General features: G+C 72.8%; 21 protein-coding genes. 17 read left to right on the forward strand and 4 right to left on the reverse strand.

Annotated features, from left to right (window positions below; all coding sequences use genetic code 11):
- Window positions 1-4: 4 nt before the first annotated feature.
- The 3 genes from QUG93_RS00580 (at window position 5) to QUG93_RS00590 (ending at window position 4,200) form a co-directional block, all read left to right on the forward strand.
- Entirely contained in the window at window positions 5-1,180 is a 1,176-nt protein-coding gene (locus QUG93_RS00580; protein ID WP_289471691.1) for an SGNH/GDSL hydrolase family protein, read from the forward strand.
- Window positions 1,181-1,271: 91 nt separating this feature from the next.
- Window positions 1,272-1,742 carry an NUDIX hydrolase gene (locus tag QUG93_RS00585; protein ID WP_289471692.1) on the forward strand — a complete coding sequence of 157 codons (471 nt, stop codon included), beginning with the start codon at window positions 1,272-1,274 and terminating at the stop codon, window positions 1,740-1,742.
- A gap of 172 nt (window positions 1,743-1,914) precedes the next feature.
- Window positions 1,915-4,200, forward strand: coding sequence for a carboxypeptidase-like regulatory domain-containing protein (locus QUG93_RS00590; RefSeq protein ID WP_289471693.1), 2,286 nt, complete (start codon window positions 1,915-1,917; stop codon window positions 4,198-4,200).
- Window positions 4,201-4,426: 226 nt separating this feature from the next.
- Here QUG93_RS00590 and QUG93_RS00595 read toward each other — a convergent pair whose 3' ends face one another.
- A complete protein-coding gene (locus QUG93_RS00595; protein ID WP_289471694.1) occupies window positions 4,427-5,788 on the reverse strand; it encodes an MFS transporter in 1,362 nt (453 codons plus the stop codon).
- Window positions 5,789-6,018: 230 nt separating this feature from the next.
- The gene (locus tag QUG93_RS00600) at window positions 6,019-6,984 is read right to left on the reverse strand and encodes a hypothetical protein (RefSeq protein WP_289471695.1); all 966 of its coding nucleotides are present in this window, start codon (window positions 6,982-6,984) and stop codon (window positions 6,019-6,021) included.
- Between the two features lie 109 nt (window positions 6,985-7,093).
- Between QUG93_RS00600 and QUG93_RS00605 the strand changes: the two genes are divergently transcribed.
- Complete coding sequence (locus QUG93_RS00605; RefSeq protein WP_289471696.1) at window positions 7,094-7,420, forward strand: hypothetical protein; 327 nt, start codon at window positions 7,094-7,096, stop codon at window positions 7,418-7,420.
- A gap of 6 nt (window positions 7,421-7,426) precedes the next feature.
- Here QUG93_RS00605 and QUG93_RS00610 read toward each other — a convergent pair whose 3' ends face one another.
- Entirely contained in the window at window positions 7,427-8,164 is a 738-nt protein-coding gene (locus tag QUG93_RS00610; protein ID WP_289471697.1) for a YidC/Oxa1 family membrane protein insertase, read from the reverse strand.
- Between the two features lie 56 nt (window positions 8,165-8,220).
- The gene (locus QUG93_RS00615) at window positions 8,221-8,511 is read right to left on the reverse strand and encodes a DUF6412 domain-containing protein (protein WP_289471698.1); all 291 of its coding nucleotides are present in this window, start codon (window positions 8,509-8,511) and stop codon (window positions 8,221-8,223) included.
- A 67-nt stretch (window positions 8,512-8,578) separates the two neighbouring features.
- On the opposite strand from QUG93_RS00615, the gene ybaK reads away from it, so the two are divergent.
- The 13 genes from ybaK (at window position 8,579) to QUG93_RS00680 (ending at window position 21,496) form a co-directional block, all read left to right on the forward strand.
- Window positions 8,579-9,064: a Cys-tRNA(Pro) deacylase gene (gene ybaK, locus QUG93_RS00620; RefSeq protein WP_289471699.1), complete on the forward strand. Its 486-nt coding sequence runs from the start codon at window positions 8,579-8,581 to the stop codon at window positions 9,062-9,064.
- Window positions 9,065-9,159: 95 nt separating this feature from the next.
- Complete coding sequence (locus QUG93_RS00625) at window positions 9,160-11,760, forward strand: ATP-dependent Clp protease ATP-binding subunit (RefSeq protein WP_289471700.1); 2,601 nt, start codon at window positions 9,160-9,162, stop codon at window positions 11,758-11,760.
- Window positions 11,761-12,329: 569 nt separating this feature from the next.
- The gene (locus tag QUG93_RS00630; protein ID WP_289471701.1) at window positions 12,330-12,566 is read left to right on the forward strand and encodes a hypothetical protein; all 237 of its coding nucleotides are present in this window, start codon (window positions 12,330-12,332) and stop codon (window positions 12,564-12,566) included.
- Between the two features lie 220 nt (window positions 12,567-12,786).
- Window positions 12,787-13,329, forward strand: coding sequence for an adenine phosphoribosyltransferase (locus tag QUG93_RS00635; RefSeq protein ID WP_289471702.1), 543 nt, complete (start codon window positions 12,787-12,789; stop codon window positions 13,327-13,329).
- 62 nt (window positions 13,330-13,391) lie between these two features.
- A complete protein-coding gene (gene thrS, locus QUG93_RS00640) occupies window positions 13,392-15,428 on the forward strand; it encodes a threonine--tRNA ligase (RefSeq protein WP_434533056.1) in 2,037 nt (678 codons plus the stop codon).
- Window positions 15,428-16,135: an HIT family protein gene (locus QUG93_RS00645; RefSeq protein ID WP_353067725.1), complete on the forward strand. Its 708-nt coding sequence runs from the start codon at window positions 15,428-15,430 to the stop codon at window positions 16,133-16,135. Before thrS ends, QUG93_RS00645 begins: the two co-directional genes overlap by 1 nt.
- Window positions 16,136-16,147: 12 nt before the next feature.
- Window positions 16,148-17,068 (forward strand): pyridoxal 5'-phosphate synthase lyase subunit PdxS, encoded by a 921-nt coding sequence (pdxS, locus tag QUG93_RS00650; RefSeq protein WP_058727871.1) that lies wholly within the window; start codon window positions 16,148-16,150, stop codon window positions 17,066-17,068.
- A complete protein-coding gene (gene pdxT, locus QUG93_RS00655; protein WP_289471703.1) occupies window positions 17,065-17,658 on the forward strand; it encodes a pyridoxal 5'-phosphate synthase glutaminase subunit PdxT in 594 nt (197 codons plus the stop codon). Before pdxS ends, pdxT begins: the two co-directional genes overlap by 4 nt.
- A 174-nt stretch (window positions 17,659-17,832) precedes the next feature.
- On the forward strand, window positions 17,833-18,597 hold the full coding sequence (locus QUG93_RS00660; protein ID WP_289471704.1) for a YebC/PmpR family DNA-binding transcriptional regulator: 765 nt from the start codon (window positions 17,833-17,835) through the stop codon (window positions 18,595-18,597).
- A gap of 4 nt (window positions 18,598-18,601) precedes the next feature.
- Window positions 18,602-19,225, forward strand: a complete 624-nt coding sequence (gene ruvC / locus QUG93_RS00665; protein ID WP_289471705.1) for a crossover junction endodeoxyribonuclease RuvC — start codon at window positions 18,602-18,604, stop codon at window positions 19,223-19,225.
- A 10-nt stretch (window positions 19,226-19,235) separates the two neighbouring features.
- Window positions 19,236-19,856, forward strand: a complete 621-nt coding sequence (gene ruvA, locus QUG93_RS00670) for a Holliday junction branch migration protein RuvA (protein ID WP_289471706.1) — start codon at window positions 19,236-19,238, stop codon at window positions 19,854-19,856.
- Window positions 19,853-20,881, forward strand: a complete 1,029-nt coding sequence (gene ruvB / locus QUG93_RS00675) for a Holliday junction branch migration DNA helicase RuvB (RefSeq protein ID WP_289471707.1) — start codon at window positions 19,853-19,855, stop codon at window positions 20,879-20,881. Before ruvA ends, ruvB begins: the two co-directional genes overlap by 4 nt.
- A gap of 186 nt (window positions 20,882-21,067) precedes the next feature.
- Window positions 21,068-21,496: a preprotein translocase subunit YajC gene (locus QUG93_RS00680; protein ID WP_289471708.1), complete on the forward strand. Its 429-nt coding sequence runs from the start codon at window positions 21,068-21,070 to the stop codon at window positions 21,494-21,496.
- Window positions 21,497-21,521 lie beyond the last annotated feature (25 nt).

Below are 21,521 nucleotides of genomic sequence, written 5' to 3' on the forward strand. Positions count from 1 at the left end.
ACTCGTGTGGTCGCGTCGACGTCCCCGCGCCGGCTCGGCTCGTGTCCGCGCCGTCGCCCTGACCCGCTCGGAGGATCCCCTGCGCCGCACCGCCCGTCCGAGACGTCTCGTCGCCCTCGCAGCGGTGCTCGCCGTCGCGGCCGCCGCGGTCGTCGGACCGTGGGGCGTCGTCACGGGTCCGTGGAGCGCCCCCGGTGGTGCTGGCGGGGACGCCGTGGCCGCGCCGATGTGGCCCGTGCCCGAGCCCTACCCGGTCACCGACGACCCGGCCGAGACCCTCGCCGACCTCCCACCGGGCAGCGAGTACGTCGCCCTCGGTGACTCGTACTCCGCCGGCTACGGTCTGCCCGACCCGACCCGGCTGCCGACGAACGCGTGCGGGCAGTCGGCACGGGACTACCCGCACCGGATCGCGGCACGCTTCGGCCTGGACCTGACGGACGTCAGCTGCGCCGGGGCCACGAGCCGCGACGTCGTCTCCGGCCACCAGTTCCGCGGGGTGCCGCCTCAGGTCCGGGCGCTGTCGGAGCGGACCCGGCTCGTCACGCTCACCATCGGCGGGAACGACGCCGACCTGTTCGGCACGGCCGCGTCGTGCCTGGCGCTCTCGTCGCGCGGTCCCGTCTTCTCCGGGCGCGACGCCCCGTCCTGCCGGAGCACGCTCGTCCACGACGGCGTCGACGACCTCGAGGTGCGCATCCGGTCGCGGGTCGCCCTCGGCATCGCGGACACGCTCGCCGCGGTGCGCCGCGCGGCGCCGGACGCCGAGGTCGTGCTGCTCGGGTACCCGGCGATCTTCCCGGACGCCGCGCACACGCCCGAGCGCGGGTGCTTCCGTTCCGCGCTCGACCTCGGGTCGCTCGCGGGGTCCTTCCCGCGGGACACCTACCCGTTCACGAACACCGACGTGCGGTACCTGCACGGGGTGCAGGAGGCGCTCGACGAGGTGTCGGCGGCAGCGGCGGCAGCAGCGGGGGTCACCTTCGTCGACGTCTTCGCCGACTCGCAGGCCCACTCGGCGTGCGCGACGGCGCGGCCGTACGTGGCGGGGGTCTCGCTCTCCGGCACCGGCGACCTCAGCCGCATCGACCTCGAGCCCGGGGCGCTGCACCCGAACGAGCGGGGCGTCGCCTGGCTCACCGGGCGGCTGGCGGCCACGCTCCGCGGGACCGCCGGCTGATCGTCACGGTCGGCTGATCGGTACCGGGCGGTGCCGGGCTCGTCTTCGCCGCCGGCCGGTCGGTTCCGGGCGGTGCCGGTACGCTCGGCCCGTGGTCACCAGCGCCGGACTCCTCCTGCACCGTGGGGCGCCACCTGCCGACGACCTGCAGGTGTACATCGCGCACATGGGCGGACCCTTCTGGCGCCGACGTCCGCGGGCGTGGTCGATCCCGAAGGGCCTGCTCGAGGACGGGGAGGACGCCCTGGGAGCGGCACGTCGCGAGTTCGCCGAGGAGATCGGTGTCCCTGCCCCCCAGGGCGAGGTCGTCGACCTCGGCGAGGTCCGTCAGTCGTCGGGCAAGCGGGTGCGGGTCTTCGCCCTGCACGCCGAGGAGTTCGTCGTCGACGCCGTCCGGAGCAACACGGTGCGGCTCGAGCTACCGCGCGGCTCCGGCCAGTCCGTGGAGGTGCCCGAGGTCGACGACGCACGGTGGGTGCCGGTCGACGAGGCCCGCGGGCTCCTCGTCGCGGGGCAGGTCGCCGCGCTCGACCGCCTGGTGCGCGTCGTCGCCGTTCCGTGACCTCGGGTCTGGCCCTCGTCCGGGTGCCGTGGATAGTCTGAGCAAGCGTCAGGACAGGGTCGCGTCTCGACAGGTCGTTCCGGGTCAGGGTCCCGCCGAGTCGGTATCCCGCACAGGGGCCCGCTGGGACAGGGTCACGCTGGGGCAGGGACGCCAGGACAGGGGAGTTCACATGCGCAGATGGCGCAGCATCACCGCCGGCAGCATCGCCGTCGTGCTCGGAGCCGGGCTGGCGGTGAGCGGGGTCACGAGCGCGTCCGCCGTGACCGCCGGGCACTGGGGGACGTTCACACTGGGCGGTACGGCCCGGGCGTACTCCGGTGCCGTGGCCCTCCCGGGCTTCCCGGCGACGACCTTCACATCGGACGCGAGCCAGGCGACCGTGCCCAGCGGTGCGTCGACCTGGCAGGGACCCGCGACGCCGTCCGGCACGGTGTACGGCAGCAGCAGGGGCAACCCGTACCTCAACCAGCGCCCCGCGGCGAACAACCCGCAGGGCCCCGCGACCACGACCTACACGTTCGCGGGCGGCACCCCCGGCGCCGGTGGGTGGTCGTTCGTCCTCGGGGACGTCGACGCCGACCAGGCGACGATCACCGCGACGCTCGCGGACGGCACGCCCGCATCCGTCGGCCAGCTCGGGTTCCGGGGCGTCTACAACTCCTGCTCGGCGGTCTCGCCCGGCGGCTGGTCCTGCCCGTCGGACGACAGCGGCATCCCGGTCGGTCAGGACGTCCCGACCTGGGACGCGACCACCGGCGTGCTGAGCGGGAACGCCACGGCGAGCGACACGGCGGGCGCGTCGGCGTGGTTCACGCCGACCGCGTCCCTCGCGACCCTCACGATCACGTACCAGCAGCGCAGCGGGTTCCCCGTGTACCAGACCTGGTTCGCGAACCGCACGTCGTCCCTGTCCGGCGTCGCGACGCTCGACGGGGCGCCGCTGCTGGGCACCCTCGTCACCGCGACCGCGCCGAACGGCACCGAGTACACCACCACCACCGACGACGACGGCGCCTACGCGTTCGACGCCCTGACGCAGGCCGACGGCTACCGCGTCTCGATCACCCCGCCCGAGAACGCCACGGTGCAGACCGCACCCGGTGCGATCGCACTGCGCGCGGACGTCACGGGCGCCGACTTCGGGTTCGTCACCCCGCCGGGCACGGTCGGCGTGGACGGCACGGTGGTCGACACCGACGGCGTCCCGGTCGCCGACGCCACGGTCGTGGTGACCGACCCGGCCACCGGAACCACCCTCGCCGAGGTCGGCACCGACGGCGACGGTCGGTGGACGGCGCCGGGGCTGCCCGCGGGCACCGCGATCAGCGCCACCACCGACGGCGGGACGCCGGTCACCGCGACGACGGGCGCCGCCGGGGCGCCGTCCGTCACCGTGCCGCCGATCGTCGTCCAGGCCCCCCTCGGGACGGTCGGCGGTCGGGTGACGCTCGACGGGGCCGCGCCGGCCGCACCGGCGACGGTGGAACTCCTGCAGGGCGGCGAGGTCGTCACGACCTTCGAAACGGCGGCGGACGGCACCTACGACCTCCGGTTGCGCCCGGGTACGTACACGGTCCGGACGATCGCACCCGTCACGGGCGCGACCGGCCCGACCGAGGTCACCGTCACGGTGACCGCCGACGGGACCGCCACGGCCGACTTCCCGTTCGCCTCGCCCGTCCAGCAGACGGTGTCGCAGGCCGGCACGGTCTCCTACAGCGACGGCTCACCGGTCGCCGGGACGGCGGTGACGGCGCGACCGGCCGACGCGGGGGCCGGATCGGCGGTCGTCGTCGAGACCGGCGCGGACGGCTCCTTCGACCTCGTCGGGCTCACGCCCGCGACGCCCTACGTCCTGACGGTCGACGGTGCCGACGCGCAGACGGTCACGACGGTCGGGTCCGGAGCGGCGCCGACCCCGGTCGCGTTCGTCCTGCCCCTGCCGACGGTCGACCAGCCGGGCACCGTCACCGACGCCGACGGTGCGCCCGCCGCCGCGGCGGAGGTCGTCGCGACGCCCACCGACCCGGGTGCAGGCAGCGCCGTCTCCACCACGACGGACGCCGAAGGCGGGTTCGTGCTGACCGGACTGCGACCGTCGACGGAGTACTCGGTCGTCGCCACCGGTGACGACGGCGCCGGCGAACCCGTGGTGGTGACGACGGCCGCCGTCGGGGTGGCCCCCACGTCGCTCGCGGTCGTCGTGCCGGCCGCTGCGGTCCCGCCGACCTCCGGACCGACGCCGACCCCGACCACGCCGGGCGCACCGGCCCCGAGCACGCCGGGCACGTCGCCGGTCGGGTCGGGCGGGGGCGGGGTCACCGGCGGTGGCGGACTGGCGTTCACCGGTGCCGAGCTCACGCCGGGGCTGGTCGCCGCGGGCGTCCTCGTGCTCCTCGGCGGCGGACTGCTGACCGTCCGGAAGCGCCGTCGCGCCTCGGACCCGCAGGACTGACGACACGACGGGAGCGGGTCGGGCCGGCGCACTGCCGATCCGCCCCGCTCCCGTCGCTCGGCCGTCGGCGACGCGCTCGGCCCGCACCCCCGAGGTCCCACTACTCGCCGTCCGCGGAACGCCCGGGTCCCGGAAGGCGCCGCGGGGAGCGCCGAGGTGCCGCGATCGTGGAACCTCGACGCCGCCCGAGGCGCCCGCTCCGCTCCGCCCGCCCCAAGCCCGCGCCTCAGCGCTGGCGACGGGTGCGCAGCGACCCGGTGGAGACGGCGACCGACCCGGTCAACGTCTGGATCGCCCGACTGACCACCGGCACCGAGGTCGTGACGACCGCGAGCGACGAGGTGATCGCCTCGATCGACGACGTCGACAGGTGTTCCTGCGTGTGGGTGTGCACCGGGAACCCGCGGCGTGCGACGAGCACGACACCGAGCGAGCCGACCAGGACGACGGCCCCGGCGAACGGCAGGTACTGCAGGCCGACGATCCCGAGGGCCTGTCCGCCGACGGCGGCACCGCCGGCGATCCCGATGTTCGACGCAGCGTTGACGAGCGCGCCGGCGATGTCGGGGGAGACCCCACCCGTGCGGATCGCCGCAGCCATGAAGAGCGTGCCGGTGGTGCCGTTCGCCGCCATCCAGACACCCGCGACCGCCATCGTGCCGAGCAGCGACCCGTGCACGAACGGCAGGACGGCGAAGGCGGCGGCCATCACGGCGACGGCGGCGACGAGGGTCTGCCGCGGCGCCCGGTCGACGAACACCCCCGCGAGCCAGAGTCCGACGACCCCGGTGCCGCCCAGCACGAGGAGCGCGCCGCTCACCATGCCCGCGTCGAGCCCCGCGTCGATCGCGTACGGGCCGATGTAGGTGTAGACGACGTAGTGCCCGGCGAACAGCAGCAGGTCGGCGACGACGACGGACAGCAGTCCGGTCCGGGCCCATGCACGCGGGGAGCCGATGTGCGGCGAAGCGGTCCCGCCGACGCTCGGCAGGAAGGCCACGGCGACCACGGCGAGCGCGGCTGCGGCGAGCGCGACGCCACCGACGGCGGGGCGCCACCCGGTGCTCTGCGCCACCCACGTCGCGAGCGGCACGCCGAGCACGAAGCCGAGGGAGCTGCCGGAGTAGACGAACGCGATCGCACGCCCGGCCAGGCGCGGCGGCACGATGCGCGTCGCGTACGCCGACGCCACCGAGAAGAAGAGCGCGTGCGCGACGCCACCGACGACCCGGCCGGCGCAGACGACCGCGAACGTCGGCGCGAGGGCGACCATGACGTTCGACACCGCGTAGCCGACGAGGGTGGCGACGAGCACCGCCTTGCGGGGGAGCCGCGCGGTGAACGCCGTGAGCGGGAGCGCCAGGACCGCGACCGCCGCTGCGTAGACCGTGACGACGATGCCCATGCGGGACTCGGAGACCCCGAGGTCGCGGCTCATGGTGCCGAGCAGGCCCACGGGCATCAGCTCGGTCGTGATCGCGAAGAACGTCGCCAGTCCGAGCACGGCGATGCCGACGACGGACTGGGTGGTGACGGTGATCGGCCGCGTGTTCGTCGACACGGCCGAGGTGGTGGTGTTCGTGGACACGCTGCTGACCTCCTCCGGGGATGCCGGAGCGCGCGTCGGACCGTCGGGGTGACGACGGGGGCGGTGCGCGCTCGCGGTTCGTCGTCCGGACCGGTCGACCCGGACGTGGTGGTTGTACGACTCCACGGCGAGTGCGCTCGTCCAGTGTTGCACGGCGCGTCCGGATCGCGCGAGTGCGTCACCGGAAGTCCCAGGAGCGCTCCAACGCACTCCGGACGCGGGGAGCCCGATCAGTTCTCGTTCGTCACGGTCCCCTGCACCGCGCCTCCGCGCACGGTGATGGTCAGCGTGCCGCTCATCGACTGCGCCGACAGCGAGACGTTCCCGTGCAGCGCGTCGTCGCGGGGGTAGCACGCGGTCGTCGACTCGAGCCGGTTGGCGGTCGCGACCAGGCAGATGGTCTCGCGGTCGGTCCCGACGCCGGCCCACACGTTCCAGGGCGTCTCGAACGCGCTGCCGTCGAGGGCGCGGTTCGTGAACACGAGCCGCGTCGTCCGGAGGCTCACCGGCGCCCCGACGGGCCCCGGCAGCTGGTCCGCGGAGGTCTGGGGGACGTCGAGCAGTTCCTCGAGCGTGACGGTGCCCGGGGTCGGTGTCGTGCTCGGCGCAGCGACCTGCTGCCCGGAGGACGTCCCGACCAGCGTGCCCGCCGCGAAGGTCAGGCCGAGGACGGCGAGGGCGCCGAGCGCGATCCAGGCGCGCGGACGCGCGGTCCAGAGGAGTCCCCGCACGCGCGCCCGCCAGGTGCCCGCCCCGGTCGGGAGGCCCGCCCCGGCCCCGTGGCTCGCCGCACCGTCCGCGTCCCCCGCGTCGCCCCCGCCCGTCGCGTCCATCGCGATGGTCACGTCCGCTGCATCGCGTCCGCCGACGCCCGGCGCGGTGGCACCCGCCGCCGTGCCGTCGGCCGCGGCCCTCCCGGTCACGGTGTCGTCGGGTGTCGCGCTCCCGGTCGCCGTCCGCTCGGACCGGACCGCGGCGGTGCCCGCGGGCCAGGACGGTGCGTCGCTCCGGGCTGGTCCGTCGCTCCGGGCTGGTCTGTCGCTCCGGGCCGGTGCGTCGCTGCGGGCCACCGCACCTGCGGCTGGCATCGCCCGCAGCGCGAGCCGGGCCCGTGCGGCTTCCTCGGGCGACGACCCGACACCCCACGCGAGTGCTTCGAGCCGTGCCCGTTCCGCTGTGACGTCCTCGTCGGTCATGCGCACTCCCGGTCCGGACGCACCGGACGACCCTCATGCTCCCACCGTCCCGCTCCCGCGTCCGCCCGGTTGCGGCGACCGTCCAGAGGCGTGCGGGTAGACCGGGCACATGACGACCGGAACCGACGACGCAGCAACGGCCGACGGGACGGGCACCGGCGTGCCCACCACCCCGCCCACCACCCACCGTGGCGAGGGAGCGGGAGGCGGCGAGGACGGCGGCGAGCGGCACGACGCCGTCCGGCACGACGCCGACCCCGAGACCCTCGAGCCGCTCAGCCACGACACGCAGTCCGGCGAGGCCGACTACGTCGCGACCAGCCCCGACGGCTCCGGCACCGAGCGGCACGTGCCGACCCCCGACGAGGAACAGGGCCGCGGATCGGAGTACGATCCCGTCGACCAGGGCCCGCAGCAGGAGGGCCAGGGCGGCTGATCCGCGTCAGCGCAACAGACGGCGCAGCACGGCGCGCTCCCCGAGGGACCACACGGCGCTCGTGACGACGTACAGCGTCGCCGCCAGCGGCACGACCGCGGCGAACACGACGGACACGAACGGGACCCAGCGGGCGGACGCCGCCGCGACGCCGCTGCCGGGCGCGCCCACCGGGGGTGCCTCCACGGGGTTCCACCGGAGGCCGGCACGCCGGGCCAGCTCGACCGTCACGGCGAGCAGCGCCAGGAGCACGAGCACGATCCACGCCTGCGTCCAGAGCGGCGACGTGAGCACCACGAGCAGCGACTGGCCGAGCGGGATCCCGACGAGCGTCGCACCGAGCAGGGCGTTGACGACACCGTCGATCGTGGCGTGGGTGAACAGTGCGTACACGAGCGAGAGCACCGGAGCCTGCGCGAGCACCGGCAGGCACCCCGCGAGCGGCGACACCCGCTCCGACGTGTACAGGCGCTGCACCGCCTCCTGCAGTCGGCGGGTGTCGTGGCCGTACCGGCGTCGGAGCGCGGCGAGCTGCGGGGCGAGACGACGGCGGTCCCGTTCCGCCCGGATCTGCAGCACGGCGAGCGGGACGAGTGCGAGCCGGACGGCGAGGGTGAGCAGGACGACCGCGAGCGCGGCCGCGGCGCCGCCGGCGACGGGGGAGAGCCCCGCGGTCAGCGTGGTGAGCAGGTCGGCGCCGGCGTGCAGCAGGCTCCCGACGACGGGCAGGGTGGTGATGTCCATGACGATCCGTTCGGTGGAGGGGTACGCGGTCACGTGACCCGACCACACGCCGGCGGTCAGGTCGGCAGCGCCGCTCCCGGGGCACGGGACCGCACCTGGCCGTCGGCGTCGGGGTGGCTCCACGCGATGCGCGTCGGCCGGTCCGCCGCCGCGCCGGGTGCCCCGGCACGGGTCGGATCGGCGTCGAGGCCGAACGCCGTCGCGAGCAGCCGCACGACGAGCACCGTCGCCGCGACCGCGGCCAGGCCGAGGGCGGCCACGGCGAGCAGCGGCGCTGGCGCGACCACCGAGGCATCGCCGAGCTGCAGCGCGGCGAGCGCGCGGAGCAGCAGTTCGACGACGGTCATGGTCCGTTCAGCGTAACCTCCGCGTGCCGCCGTCGACGGTCGGGTGCGGACGGGCAGGATCGCAGGCATGACCGCAGGATCGCCGAGCACCCCAGCGACCCTCGCCCTCGAGCGGGCGGGGGTCCCGTTCACGCCGCACGTCTACGAGCACCACGAGACCGCGACGAACTTCGGCGAGGAGGCCGCCGCTGCCCTCGGCCTCCGCGAGGAACAGGTGTTCAAGACGCTCGTGGTGTCGGTCGACGGCCAGCTCGCGGTCGCGGTCGTCCCGGTCGCCAACCGCCTCGACCTCAAGGCGATCGCCGCAGCGCTCGGCGGCAAGAAGGCGACGCTCGCCCAGCCGGCCCTGGCGGAGAAGCGCACCGGCTACGTCGTCGGCGGGATCAGCCCCGTCGGACAGCGGACGCCGTTGCGCACCGTCGTCGACGAGTCCGCCCTGACCTACCCGAGCATCTTCGTCTCGGGTGGTCGTCGCGGCTTCGACATCGAGGTCGCCCCCGCGGACCTCGTGCGGGTCACCGAGGCGTCCACCGCGCCCATCGCCCGGACCTGAGTCGGCCCGACGCAACTTCTTCCGTCCACCGGGAATGACGCGGGCCGCCCTGCGTTGCATTGAGTCGAAGGCACTCAAGTTCCCAGGAGGTCCCGTTGCCAGAGACGTTCGGCCCGACCAGCGGCAGTGACTCGTTCGACGAGTTCCTCGCGCGACTCCTCGCGGCCCAGAGCACCGGCGCCCAGCGATCCGTACCGCTGGGACGCCCGGTCGACATCACGCGGCTGCTGAGCCGCCGCACCCACGAGGTGCTCCAGCGCACGGCGGAGTACGCCGTCGAGCAGGGGCAGCACGAGGTGGACGCGCTGCACATCCTGCACGTGCTCGTCCGCACCGACCCGTTCACCGCGGTGCTCCGGCACGCCGGCGTCGACCCGGAGCAGTTCGCCGACGAGGTCGAGCAGCGCCTGCCGATGGCGCGCGCCGCACGTCCCGAGCAGTCCGGTCGGCCCGCGCTGACCGCCACCGCGCAGCGGATCCTGCTCGAGGCCACCCAGGCCGCGCGCGGCTTCGGCAGCACGTACACCGATCCCGAGCACGTGTTCTTCGCGCTCGTCATGGACCAGGACACCGTCACCGGGCAGCTGCTCGCGAGTGCCGGCGTCACGCCGCAGGTCATGCAGGACCACGCCCAGCAGGCCGCGGCCGCAGCACGAGAGGGACGCCCGATGCCCGGCACCGACCAGACCACGACCGCGGACGGAGCCCGGTCCGACACCCCGACGCTCGACCAGTTCGGCACCGACCTCACCGAGCGCGCCCGGCAGGGTGGCATCGACCCGGTGATCGGCCGCGCCGACGAGATCGAGCAGACCGTCGAGATCCTGCTCCGCCGCACCAAGAACAACCCCGTGCTCATCGGCGAGCCCGGCGTCGGCAAGACCGCGATCGTCGAGGGCCTCGCCCAGCGCATCGCCGATGGCGACGTCCCCTCGCTCCTGCAGGGCAAGCGGGTCGTCGCGCTCGACCTCGCCGGGATGCTCTCCGGCACGCGCTACCGCGGCGACTTCGAGGAGCGCCTGACGACGGCGATGGACGAGATCGCCGCGCACGCCGACGAGCTCATCGTCTTCGTCGACGAGCTCCACACCGTCGTCGGCGCCGGTGGCGGTGGCGAGGGTGGATCGATGGATGCCGGCAACATCCTCAAGCCACGCCTCGCGCGCGGTGACCTGCACCTCGTCGGCGCGACGACGCTGAACGAGTACCGCCGGATCGAGAAGGACGCCGCGCTCGAGCGCCGCTTCCAGCCGGTGACGGTGGGGGAGCCGAGCGTCGAGGACGCGGTCGCGATCCTCACCGGCCTCGCGCCCCGCTACGCCGAGCACCACGACGTCACCTACACGCCCGAGGCGCTCCGTGCCGCGGTCGAGCTGTCGCACCGCTACGTCACCGACCGCCACCTGCCGGACAAGGCCATCGACCTCGTCGACCAGGCCGGCGCACGTCGTCGGCTCGCCCTGTCGGGCGACGTGGACGTCGAGGCGCTGCGTGACCAGATCATCACGCTGACCGCGTCGAAGGACGCGGCGGTCGCCGAGGAGCACTACGAGGAGGCGTCGCGTCTGCGCGACGAGATCGACGGACTGGAGGCGCGGATCACCGCCGCCTCGCAGGGTGACGCTGGTCGCGCCTCCCGTCCGACCCCGGCCGACCGCGTGATCACGGAGGCCGACGTCGCGGAGGTGGTGTCCCGCGCGACCGGCATCCCCGCGACGCGCCTGACGCAGGGCGACCGCACCCGCCTGGCCGCACTCGAGGACGAGCTCCACGAGCGCGTCGTCGGGCAGGACGACGCGGTGCGCGCCGTCGCGACCGCCGTCCGGCGCAGCCGGACCGGCATGGGCGACCCGCGTCGTCCGGTGGGCAGCTTCCTGTTCCTCGGTCCGACCGGTGTCGGCAAGACCGAACTCGCGAAGGCCCTGGCCGGGTCGCTGTTCGGCGACGAGTCGGCGATGCTCCGATTCGACATGAGCGAGTTCGGCGAACGCCACACGGTCTCGCGGCTCGTCGGTGCCCCTCCCGGGTACGTCGGGTACGACGAGGCCGGGCAGCTCACCGAGCGCGTCCGTCGGAACCCGTACTCGGTGATCCTGCTCGACGAGGTCGAGAAGGCCCACCCGGACGTGTTCAACCTGCTGCTGCAGGTGCTCGACGACGGTCGTCTCACGGACGGGCAGGGCCGCACGGTCGACTTCCGGAACACGGTCGTGATCATGACGTCGAACATCGGGTCCGAGTTCCTCGCGTCGCGCTCCGGCGCCCTCGGGTTCTCGGCGGTCGGATCGACCGACGGCTACGCCGAGGACGACCTGCGCGCGCGGGTGATGGGCAAGCTCCGCGAGGCCATGCGGCCGGAGTTCATCAACCGCATCGACGACATCGTGCTGTTCCGCAAGCTCGAGCGCTCCCAGCTCCGGTCGATCGTGGACCTGCTGCTGCAGGACACCGCGCTCCGGCTGCTCGCGCAGGACATGTCGCTGTCGGTGTCCGACGCGGCGACCGACTGGCTCGCCGAGCACGGCTACGAGCCCGAGTACGGCGCCCGACCCCTCCGTCGGCTCATCCAGCGCGAGGTCGACGACCGGATCGCGACCCTCGTGGTCGAGGAGCGGGTGCACCGCGGCGACACCGTCCGGATCGACGTCGTCGACGACGCGCTCGTCGCCCGGGTCGAGGAGTCCGCGACGGTCTAGTCAGTGCGTCGAGAACGGCCCCGGTACCGAATCGGTACCGGGGCCGTTCTGCGTGTCCGGGAATGCAATCCAGACCGATTCCGGAGAATGGGTTGCGGGCGCGTTGGGAATGTGGATAGTGTTCACGAGCACGCCAGTCAGCACGAGACCGAGAGAGGGGGCTGACCATGTTCATGACCACGACGACTCCGTTCCGTGGGATCCGTGGGACCAGCTGGACCTCCCTCCTGGTCCGCTGACCTCGGGCGTTCCGCACCGGTCGACACCTGCCGTCCCCGCCTCGTCGGGGTCCGCTGCACCTGCTCGCGTTCCGCGTCCGATCTCCGCTCAGCGGGTCTGATCGGCCCGCGGAGAATACGCGCTGACGGTCGCACCGGAAACGGCTGACCCTGCGGCGCCTACGTCCTCGGATCGTCATTCCTCGTTCCGTTCCGGAACCGTTGCGGAATGCACCCCGTTGCATTCCTGCATTCTCCGTGCGCCCGTTCTCCGGGTGCCTTCGCCGTGCCCGCAACCCGGGTCGGTCCGTCGCGCCCGGTCCCGGGCGTCCTGCTCGAAAGCGAACCACCGTGTCATCGAAGACCACGTCCATCCGTCCGCCCGACACCGTCGACCAGCAGCGTCGCGTGTCCCTGGCCGACCGCATCGCCCTGCGGGTCGGCATGTCCCTCATCATCTGGAGCCGTCGGACCCACCGCGTGCGGCCGTCCGTCGACTTCGCGACGCGGCAGCGGCTCGAGCGCGAGCTGCGCGAGCGCGAGGTCGCCCTGCTCGTGGAGGGCGCCGCGATGCGCATGTGGCGCTGACGCGCCGCGCGCCGCGGCCTCGCGGTCGCACGACGCGCCGTCCGGGTCCTCGCCCGGCGGCGCGTCGTGCGACGAGCGCGACCGCACGCGGCGCGTCGTGCGACGAGACGCCGCGCCCGGCCACTCGTCCACCCGCTCGCGCCGTCCGGCGCCCGGCCGGCCACGCACGGACCGGAACCCGTGCGCGCGACGCACCCCGCGCCTCCCGTACCGTTGTCCGGTGACCGAAACCGCAGCTGCACTCGTCGAACGCCTCACCGCCATCGTCCCGGACTTCCCGAAGCCCGGCATCCTGTTCCGCGACGTGACGCCGGTCTTCTCCGACCCCGTGGCCTTCGGGCGCGTGTGCGAGGCCCTCGCCGCGCCGTTCGCGATCGGCGCCGGGTTCCAGGCGGTCGCCGGCATCGAGGCCCGCGGCTTCGCCCTCGCGGGTGGGATCGCCGCACAGCACCAGGTCGGCGTCCTGACCGTCCGCAAGGCCGGCAAGCTCCCCGGTGAGGTCCTCAGCGAGCAGTACGCGCTCGAGTACGGCGAGGCCGAGCTCGAACTCCGCCCGGGGCAGTTGCCGCAGGGCACGCGGGTGCTCGTCGTCGACGACGTCCTCGCCACCGGGGGCACCGCTGCCGCGACGGTCACCCTGCTCGAGCGCGCGGGGTACGAAGCGATCGGCTTCGCGTCGCTGCTCGAGCTCGACGGCCTCGCCGGTCGGGAGCGCCTCGAGCCCCGTCTGCCCGTCACGACGCTCGGCCGCGTCCCCGCCTGAACCGGCCCGGCTCGCGCACTAGTCTTGACCCACCCCTGAACCAACCGAGGAGCACCACGATCGTGACCGAGTCAGTCGCCGCATCGCCGGAGAACGCCGAGCCCGCAGACCTGCCCCAGGCACCCGAGCCCCGCACCGCGACGACGACCACGACGGGCACCGAGCTCTTCGAGGGTGAGCGCGGCGTCGTCGCCATCCGCGTCGGCGGCGTCCTCAAGGACCTCGACGCGGCCGTGCAGGACGGCGAGACCGCCGAGGCCGTGACCCTGCAGGAGCAGGACGGACTCGACATCCTCCGGCACTCCGCCGCGCACGTGCTCGCGCAGGCCGTGCAGCAGATCAACCCGGATGCCAAGCTCGGCATCGGCCCGCCCGTGACGGACGGCTACTACTACGACTTCGACGTCGCCGAACCGTTCACGCCCGAGGACCTCAAGGCCATCGAGAAGGGCATGGACCGGATCATCCGGCAGGCCCAGCGCTTCCGTCGCGTCGTCGTCACCGACGAGGAAGCCCGCGAGCGCATGGCGGGGGAGCCCTACAAGCAGGAGCTCATCGGTCTGAAGGGCGCCGCGGACGAGGGCGACTCCGGCGAGAGCGTCGAGGTCGGCGCCGGCGAGCTCACGGTCTACGAGAACGTCGACCCGAAGTCGGGCGAGGTCATGTGGCAGGACCTCTGCCGTGGACCGCACGTCCCGCACACCCGCTGGATCGGCAACGCGTCGAAGCTCATGCGCGTCGCGGCGGCGTACTGGCGCGGCTCGGAGAAGAACCCGCAGCTCCAGCGCATCTACGGCACGGCGTGGCCCGACAAGGACCAGCTCAAGGCGTACCAGCTCCGGCTCGAGGAGGCCGCCAAGCGCGACCACCGCAAGCTCGGTGCCGAACTCGACCTGTTCTCGTTCCCGGACGAGATCGGCTCGGGCCTGGCGATCTTCCACCCGAAGGGCGGCATCATCCGCCGCGAAATGGAGGACTACTCGCGCCGTCGGCACGAGCAGGAGGGCTACTCCTTCGTCTACACGCCGCACATCACCAAGGGTGACCTGTTCGAGCAGTCCGGCCACCTCGGCTGGTACAAGGACGGCATGTTCCCGGCCATGCACATGGACGAGGCGCGCGACGAGGACGGCAACGTCACCCGGCAGGGGGCGGACTACTACCTCAAGCCGATGAACTGCCCGATGCACATCCTGGCGTACCGCTCGCAGGCCCGGTCGTACCGCGACCTGCCGCTGCGGATGTTCGAGTTCGGCACGGTCTACCGCAACGAGAAGTCCGGCGTGATCCACGGCCTGACCCGCGTCCGCGGCATGACCCAGGACGACGCCCACATCTTCACCACGCAGGAGAAGATGAAGGAGGAGCTGACCACGACGCTCCAGTTCGTGCTCTCGCTGCTCCGCGACTACGGCCTCGACGACTTCTACCTCGAGCTGTCCACGAAGGACCCGGAGAAGTACGTCGGCGACGACGACGTGTGGGAGGTCGCGACGAACACCCTGCGCGAGGTCGCCGAGGAGTCCGGCCTCGAGCTCGTGCCGGACCCCGCGGGTGCGGCGTTCTACGGCCCGAAGATCTCGGTGCAGGCGCGCGATGCCATCGGCCGCACCTGGCAGATGTCGACCGTGCAGCTCGACTTCAACCTGCCGGAACGCTTCGAGCTGGAGTACACGGCTCCGGACGGCTCGCGGCAGCGTCCGGTGATGATCCACCGCGCCCTGTTCGGCTCGATCGAGCGGTTCTTCGGCGTCCTCACCGAGCACTACGCGGGCGCGTTCCCGGCGTGGCTGTCCCCGGTGCAGGTCGTCGCGATCCCGGTCGCGGCCGAGTACGGCGACTACCTCGACGAGGTCGTCGCGAAGCTGCGCTCGCACGGCGTCCGCGCCGAGGTCGACCACTCGGACGATCGCATGCAGAAGAAGATCCGCACGCACACCAAGGCCAAGGTGCCGTTCCAGCTCATCGCCGGTGGCGACGACCGCGACGCCGGCGCGGTCTCGTTCCGCTTCCGCGACGGCCGCCAGGACAACGGCGTGCCCGTCGACGAGGCCGTCGACCGGATCCTCACCGCCATCCGCGAGCGCGCGCAGGTCTGATGGACCAGGAGCGGCCGGGAGGCACCGAGCACGTCCCCGGGACCGGTCACGTCGTCGACGTGGCCGGCTCCGGGGCCCCGGATGCGCCCGACACGTCGGCTGCGGCCCGCGCGACGGGTGCGATCGGTGCCGCGGGCACCGGCGGCGCCGACGATCCGCTGGTGATCCGTGACGCCGCGACCGGCGCCGCGGTGCCGGACGCGTTCCAGCGCCTGTGGAACCCGCACCGGATGGCGTACATCGACGCCGGGCGCGAGGGCAAGGGCCGTGGGCACGAGGACGACTGCCCGTTCTGCGAGGCTCCGCACCGGTCCGACGAGGACGCACTGATCGTCGCCCGCGGCGAGCACGCCTACGTCCTGCTCAACCTGTACCCGTACAACAACGGGCACCTGCTCGTCTGCCCGTACCGCCACGTCCCGCTCTACGACGAGGCGACGCCGGAGGAGACCCGCGAGATGGCCGAGCTGACGCAGACGGCGATGCGCGTGCTGCGTGCGGTGTCGCACTGCGACGGCTTCAACATCGGCATGAACCAGGGCGAGATCGCCGGTGCCGGGGTCGCCGCGCACCTGCACCAGCACATCGTGCCGCGGTGGGCGTCGGACTCGAACTTCTTCCCGATCATCGCCCGGACGAAGTCGATGTCGCAGATGCTCGGGGACACCCGCCGACTCGTCGCCGAAGGCTGGCCCGCTGCGGACTAGACTGTCGGCATCATGAGCGACAGCACCAGCACCTCGGGCACGAACGGCACCTCGATCACCGGCTCCGACCGCGTCAAGCGCGGCCTCGCGGAGATGCTCAAGGGTGGCGTCATCATGGACGTCATCGACGCGGAGCAGGCCCGCATCGCGGAAGAGGCCGGCGCCACCGCCGTCATGGCCCTCGAGCGTGTTCCCGCCGACATCCGCGCGCAGGGCGGCGTCGCCCGCATGTCCGACCCGTCGATGATCGAGGAGATCATCGCCGCGGTGTCGATCCCCGTCATGGCGAAGGCCCGCATCGGCCACTTCGTCGAGGCGCAGGTGCTGCAGGAGCTCGGTGTCGACTACATCGACGAGTCCGAGGTGCTGTCGCCCGCCGACTACGTCAACCACATCGACAAGTGGAACTTCACCACCCCCTTCGTCTGCGGCGCCACCAACCTGGGTGAGGCCCTGCGTCGCATCACCGAGGGTGCCGCGATGATCCGCTCCAAGGGCGAGGCCGGCACGGGCGACGTCTCCGAGGCCACGAAGCACATCCGCACCATCTCGAAGGAGATCGCGGCGCTGCGCTACCTCAAGGAGGACGAGCTCTACGTCGCCGCGAAGGAGCTCCAGGCTCCCTTCGACGTCGTGAAGGAGGTCGCGCAGACCGGCAAGCTCCCGGTCGTGCTCTTCACCGCCGGTGGTGTCGCCACCCCGGCCGACGCCGCGATGATGATGCAGCTCGGCGCGGACGGCGTGTTCGTCGGCTCCGGCATCTTCAAGTCGGGCGACCCGGCGAAGCGCGCCGCGGCGATCGTCAAGGCCGTCACCTTCCACGACGACCCGAAGGTCATCGCCGAGGTCTCCCGTGGGCTGGGCGAGGCCATGGTCGGCATCAACGTCGCCGACGTCCCCGCGCCGCACCGCCTCGCCGAGCGCGGCTGGTGAGCGCCCGGCCCCGCATCGGGGTCCTCGCGCTGCAGGGCGACTTCCGCGAGCACATCGCGTCGCTGACGGAGCTCGGCGCCGAGGTGGTGCCGCTCCGTCGGCCCGAGGAGATCGACACGCTCGACGGCGTGGTGATCCCCGGCGGCGAGTCGAGCGTCATGGACAAGCTGTCCCGCACGTTCGGTGTCGCCGAGCCGCTCGGCGCTGCGATCCGTGACGGCCTCCCCGCCTACGGCACCTGCGCCGGGATGATCATGCTGTCCTCCCGGATCGCCGCGGGCATCCCGGGGCAGCAGACGCTCGGCGTGCTCGACACGACCGTTCGCCGGAACGCCTTCGGCAACCAGAACGACTCCTTCGAGACCGACATCCCGATGCCGGCGCTCGGCGAGGCCCCGGTGCACGCGGTGTTCATCCGCGCGCCCGTGGTCGAGGAGCACGGCACGGACGTCGAGGTGCTCGGGGCCCTCGCGGACGGCCAGGTCGTGGCGGTGCAGCAGGGCAACGTGCTGGCCAGCGCGTTCCACCCCGAGGTCGCCGGCGAGGACCGCTTCCACCGTCGCTTCCTCGACCTCGTCCGCTCCGCCTAGTCTCGGACCCTTCCGCTCCGCAAGACGCAAGGGCGGCGGATACTCGCTGCCGTACCGCGCTGCGCACTGCCGCCGAGGTTGCGTCTTGCGGGGCGAGCACCAGCGGGGCGGCGGCGACCCGCGCCTCCCGGCCGGTAGACTGGTCCGGATCTTCCGCTAGACGCAAGGAGCACCGTGTCCGGGCATTCCAAGTGGGCAACGACCAAGCACAAGAAGGCGGTCATCGACCAGCGCCGTGCGAAGTCGTTCGCCAAGCTCATCAAGAACATCGAGGTCGCGGCCAAGATGGGTGGCGCCGACCTGTCGGGCAACCCGACCCTGGTCGACGCCGTCCAGAAGGCCAAGAAGACTTCGGTGCCGAACGACAACATCGACCGCGCGATCAAGCGCGGTGCCGGTCTGACCGGTGAGTCGATCGAGTACTCGACGATCATGTACGAGGGCTACGGCCCGAACGGCGTCGCCATGCTCGTCGAGTGCCTCACGGACAACAAGAACCGCGCCGCGGCCGAGGTCCGGACGGCGATGTCCCGCAACGGCGGCACCATGGCCGACCCGGGCAGCGTCGCCTACAACTTCTCCCGCAAGGGTGTCATCTCGGTGACGAAGACCGACGGTCTCGACGAGGACACCGTGATGACGGCCGTGCTCGACGCGGGTGTCGAGGACGTCATCGACCAGGGCGGCGGCTTCGAGGTCATCACCGAGGCGAGCGACCTGGTGGCGGCTCGCACCGCGCTGCAGGACGCCGGCATCGACTACGACTCCGCCGACGCCGAGTTCGTCCCCGGCGTGAAGGTGCCGGTCGACGCCGAGACGGCGCGCAAGGTGTTCAAGCTGATCGACGCGCTCGAGGACAGCGACGACGTGCAGAACGTCTACGCCAACTTCGACATCCCCGCGGACGTCCAGGCCGAGCTCGACGAGGACGAGGACTAGTCCGGTGCTCCGTGTGCTCGGGGTGGACCCCGGGCTCACCCGGTGCGGTGTCGGCGTCGTCGAGGTCGCACCCAACCGGCGCGCACGGCTCGTCCACGTGACGGTCGTGCGCACCCCGGCCGACATGGCCCTGGAACAGCGTCTGCTCCGCATCGCCGACGGCATCGCCGCCGAGATCGACGAGCACCGACCGGACGCGGTCGCCGTCGAGCGCGTCTTCGCCCAGGCGAACGTCCGGACCGTGATGGGCACCGCCCAGGCCGCGGGACTGGCGCTGCACGCAGCGGCGGCCCGCGGCCTGCCCGTCGGGCTGCACACCCCGTCCGAGGTCAAGGCCGCCGTCACCGGCTACGGCAACGCCGACAAGCGGCAGGTGCAGACCATGATCGCGCGGGTGCTCGGGCTCGACGAGGCACCCAAGCCGGCCGACGCCGCGGACGCGCTCGCGCTGGCCGTGTGCCATGCCTGGAGGCTCGGATCACCCGACCGGGTCGGTCCCGGTCCGGCGACCCTCACCCCGGCACAGCGCGCGTGGCGGGACGCGCAGACCGGCGCGGCCGACACCCCGCTCGCCCGCGCCGAGGCCGCAGCCGCGCGGCGGTCCGGCTTCGTCGGTGGGCGGCCCTAGGCTCGTGGGCATGATCGCGAGCCTCCGGGGAACCTGCATCGACGTCGCCGGATCGGCCGTCGTGATCGAGGTCGGCGGAGTCGGCTACGCGGTCACCGTGACGCCGGCGCAGGCCCTCACGATGCGGCTCGGGTCCGAGGTCTTCCTCCGCACGGCCATGATCGTGCGTGAGGACGAGCACCTGCTCTTCGGGTTCGACTCGAGCGAGGCGCTGCAGGTGTTCGACCTGCTGCGTGGGGTGTCCGGCGTCGGACCGAAGTCGGCCCTGGGCGTGCTCGCACACCTCGATCCGGCGCAGATCGCGAACGCCGTGGCGCGCGAGGACGACGCCGCGTTCCGCAAGGTGTCCGGCATCGGACCGAAGACCGCGAAGCTCATCATCGTCGCGTTGTCCGGCAAGCTCGTCGCGTTCGAGCAGGCTCCGGCCGCGACCGTCGGGAGCAGCGGTGCCGCCCACCCGGCGGCGGTGGACGTGGTCACGGCGCTCGTCGGGCTCGGCTGGCGTGAGGACGCGGCGCAGTCCGCGGTCGACGCCGTCGTCGCGAACGACCCGGGCGCCGCGGCGATGGGCACGCAGGCACTCCTCCGCGCCGCGCTCGGCACGCTGCGTCCCGCCGGAGCCGGCCGGTGAGCGGCATCACGTCCGCCGGTGCCGAGTCGCAGGAAGAGCTGGCGTTCGAGGGCGCACTGCGTCCGAAGTCGCTCGACGAGTTCGTCGGGCAGCGCAAGGTCCGGGGGCAGCTCGACCTGCTGCTCAAGGCCGCGGCGCTGCAGGACCGCACGCCCGACCACATCCTCATGGCCGGACCGCCCGGGCTCGGCAAGACGACCCTCGCCATGATCGTCGCGCACGAGTCCGGTCGCCCCCTGCGCATGTCCAGCGGTCCGGCGATCCAGCACGCGGGGGACCTGGCGGCGGTGTTGTCGTCGCTGGTGCCGGGCGAGGTCCTGTTCATCGACGAGATCCACCGCATGGCGCGCTCGGCGGAGGAGATGCTCTACCTGGCGATGGAGGACTTCCGGATCGACGTCATGGTCGGCAAGGGCGCCGGCGCGACGAGCATCCCACTCGACCTCGCCCCGTTCACGCTCGTCGGTGCGACCACCCGCGCGGGCCTCCTGCCGAACCCCCTCCGCGACCGCTTCGGCTTCACGGCACACCTCGAGTTCTACGAGAAGGACGAGCTCGAACAGGTCCTGATCCGAGCCGCCCACCTGCTCGAGCTCGCCATCGACCGATCGGCCCTGCGCGAGATCGCCGGGCGCTCTCGTGGGACGCCACGCATCGCGAACCGCCTGCTCCGCCGGGTGCGGGACTACGCCCTCGTGCACCGGACGACCGACGGCATGGCGGCGGTGCAGGGCGCGCTCGACCTGTACGACGTCGACGAGCTCGGCCTCGACCGGCTCGACCGCGCGGTCGTCGAGACCATGCTGACCCGGTTCGACGGCGGTCCGGTCGGGCTCAACACGCTCGCGGTGTCCGTGGGCGAGGAGTCCGAGACCATCGAGTCCGTCGTCGAACCGTTCCTCGTGCGCGTCGGCCTCGTCACGCGGACCCCGAGGGGTCGCATCGCGACTCCACAGGCCTGGCGCCACTTCGGGATCACGCCGGGCGACGGGACGGCCGGACAGCCAGGGCTCTTCGACGATTGATCGACATGTAGTATGTTGAGCGACGGCGCGTCTCCGTCGGCGCCCACTGCTTCGGCCGGCAACCGAGCAGCGTGCTCACAGTGCGCTGCCCGATCACGGCCACACCCGTGCCCTAGACTGCTACGGCCCGAAGCCGAGCAACGACCGCTCCGGCTGGAACCGAGCAACCAGAGAAGGCAACGCCCCATGGACCAATCACTCTTCCTCATCGTCATCATCGTCGCGTTCGCTGCCTTCATGTTCTACAGCAGCCGCAAGCGCAAGAAGCAGCAGGCGGAGCTGCAGACGAAGATGGTCCCGGGCGCCCGCGTCATGCTCTCGTTCGGGCTGTACGGCACGCTGCTCTCCGTCGACGACGAGAAGGTCACCGCCGACGTCGAGATCGCCCCGGGCACCGTCGTCACGGTCCACCGTCAGACCCTGTCGCGCGTCGTCGACGACAACGCCTCGGACGTCGAGACGACCGTCGTGGCCGAGGACGAGACCGCGGCGAAGCCGGCGATCGACCTGGGCACCGGGGACACCCGCGCCGACGACCGTCGGGTCGAGCCCGAGTTCGGTGAGCGCGTCGAGCCCACCGAGACCGACGCTGCGAAGCGCAAGACCGAAGACTGACACCCATGGCCGCCGGGTCCCCGTG

Origin of the sequence: Curtobacterium caseinilyticum (assembly GCF_030363035.1) — a bacterium.
Lineage (GTDB): Bacteria > Actinomycetota > Actinomycetes > Actinomycetales > Microbacteriaceae > Curtobacterium > Curtobacterium caseinilyticum.